At 71.4% G+C, this 2,646-nt stretch carries 2 protein-coding genes; both read right to left on the reverse strand.

Annotated features, from left to right (window positions below; translation table 11 throughout):
- The coding region (locus tag VF468_04720) for a glycosyl transferase family 2 (GenBank protein ID HEX5877618.1) at window positions 1-1,101 on the reverse strand (1,101 nt) is incomplete at its 3' end.
- Window positions 1,102-1,151: 50 nt separating this feature from the next.
- A partial coding sequence (locus VF468_04725) for an APC family permease (protein ID HEX5877619.1) occupies window positions 1,152-2,646 on the reverse strand: 1,495 nt, incomplete at its 5' end.

Below are 2,646 nucleotides of genomic sequence, written 5' to 3' on the forward strand. Positions count from 1 at the left end.
GTTGTAGGCCAGCAGGTAGTCGTAGCAGATGCGGGCCCACAGCTCGACCGGGAGCACGAACCCCTCGGGCCGCTCGCTCGCCTGGTGGATGGCGTCCTCGACCGCGTCGAAGTGCTGGGCGGCCAGGACCTCGCGCCACAGCTCGTGCTCGGCCACGTACCCTTCGACGAAGCGCCAGATCAGCGCGTCCAGGTTGACCCGGATCTCCTCGGTCGAGGTGGCGGTGCGGAAGCCGAAGGTGGGGACGTCGGCGATGCCGTCGGCCTCGGCCCAGCGGTCGACGTAGCGGCCGGCGAGGGCGAACAGGCTGCCCACGACCTGGCGGAACATCGGCCCGAGGTCGCGGCCGGGGTCCTTGGCGTCGTGCAGCTTGGCCCCGAGTGCGCTCTGGCAGACGCTGAAGCCCTCGCACAGGGCCACCGTGGTCATCCAGATGTCGACTCCGAAGCGGGCCACGTCGGTGCTCCACACCTGCTTGCCGGCCCAGTGGGCGGCCAGCCGGCCCGAGAACCCGAAGTCGCCGCCGATGGGCTGGCGCAGGCGCCGCCCGTACAGGGCCGCGGTGAGCGGGAAGGCGATCGAGTTGGTGATGGTGCCGTCCAGCTTGTGCCGGGCGTACAGGGGCGTGACCAGGTCGTAGCCGTGGTCCAGCACGGGCCCGACCAGCCGGTCGATCCAGGCCGGGCTGACCGAGCGGAGGTCGGCGTCGAGCACCGCGCAGCCCCGGGCGCCGACGGCCGCGGCCAGCTCGAAGATGGCCCGGAAGGCCGACCCCTTGCCGGACAGGCCGACATAGGTCATGGCCAGCTTGTCGGGGGGCTCGACCTTGGGGTCGAGCAGCAGCAGCTCCTCGTCCCCCTCGGTGGTCGCGGCCATGGCCGCCTCCATCGTCCCGTCGGGCGAGGCGCCGTCGGAGATGGCGATCAGGCAGCGGCGGTCGGGGAAGTGCTTGCGCAGCCCGGCCTCGACGGCCCGGACGACATGGCCGATGGTGCGGGCGTTCTGGAACGACGGGATGCCGACCAGCACGTCGACGGGCCGGTCTCCCTCCAGCAGGGCCGCGGATCGGTCACTGAGCACGCCGTGCGACAGGCGCTCCAAGGGTGGTCCCCCCTCCAGATGGACGTGGTCGTGCGCACTCTACTCCGGCGTCAGGCGGAGGAGACCGAGCGCAGGAGGGGCCGGCGGCCCAGGCGGAAGGGCACGATCGTCACGTTGACTCCGTCCATGCTGCCCAGCGCCCGCACCAGCCCGGCCGAGGAGTTGTCGTGCAGGACCCGGCGCCACAAGGTGGCGTAGCGGCGCTTGGGCACCAGCACGGTGACCTCGGTGTCGGGGCGGACCAGCTCGGCGATGGCCGCCTGGGTGGTGGCCAGCAGGTTGCGGTCGGGGGCGTCGACCACCTCCAGCGGGGCCGGCATGTTGACCCGGGCCCACAGGATGGCCAGCTCCTTGGCCCGTTCGGGGTCGACGGCGATATGCAGGGCCGTCATCCGCAGCGGGTTGAGCTGGCGGGCGTACTGGAGGGCGCCGATGGTGGCCCGGTCCAGGGCCTCGACCAGCACCACCACCTCGTGGCGGGGCTTGGGCGGGGCGATCCGGTCGCTGACCTCGACCTTCAGCTCGCCCAGCTCGCCTCGGTAGGTGTTCTGGGTGCGCAGCAGCAGCCAGACCAGCAGCGGCACCGCCACCACCACCATCCAGGCCCCGTGGGTGAACTTGGTGATCGTGATGATGATCAGCACCAGCAGCGTCACCGTGCCCCCGAGGCCGTTGATCAGCAGGCCGTTGCGCCAGCCGGGCTGGCGCAGCCGCAGGTGGCGGCGGGTCATGCCCGCCTGGGCGAGGGTGAAGGAGGTCACCACCCCGATGGCGTACAGCGGGATCAGCGCGTGCACGCTGGCCTCGAAGGCGATCACCAGGAAGACCGCCCCGGCGGCCAGGAGCAGGATCCCGTTGGAGTAGACCAGCCGGTGGCCGCGCTTGCGCAGCTGGCGGGGCATGAGCGAGTCCTGGGCGGCGAACGAGGCCAGGATCGGGAACCCGTTGAAGGCCGTGTTGGCCGCCAGGACGAGGATGAACAGGGTGGCGATCTGCACGAACACGAACAGGGCGTGCCCGACCAGCCCTTCCCCGAGGACGTGCTCGGTGAGCTGGGCGACCAGGGTCGGGTGGCCCGACTCGAAGGGGCGGGCGTCGAGCTGGATGGCCAGGAAGGTGATGCCGATGAACAGGAAGCCCATGATCAGGGCCATCGCCACCAGGGTGCGCTGGGCGTTCTGGGCCTCCGGCTTCTTGAACGCCGGGACCCCGTCGGCGATCGCCTCCACGCCGGTCAGGGCGGTGGTCCCGGCCGCGTAGGCGTGCAGCAGCAGGAACAGCGAGATCACGGCCAGCGGCTCCCCGGAGCCGGCCAGCTCCTGGGTTTCGACCGGGTCGTAGGCGACGGGGTCGACGCTGCCGGACAGCACCCGGTAGACGCCGAGCACGACCACCCCGCCAAGGCTGGCGATGTAGACGTAGGTGGGGACGGCGAAGATCTTGCCCGACTCGCGGATGCCGCGCAGGTTGCCCCAGGCGAGCAGGATCACGAAGGCGACCGAGATCTCGACCCGGAGGTCCTGGAGGGACGGGATCGCCGAGGCC

The sequence above is a fragment of the Actinomycetota bacterium genome (assembly GCA_036280995.1).
Lineage (GTDB): Bacteria > Actinomycetota > CALGFH01 > CALGFH01 > CALGFH01 > CALGFH01.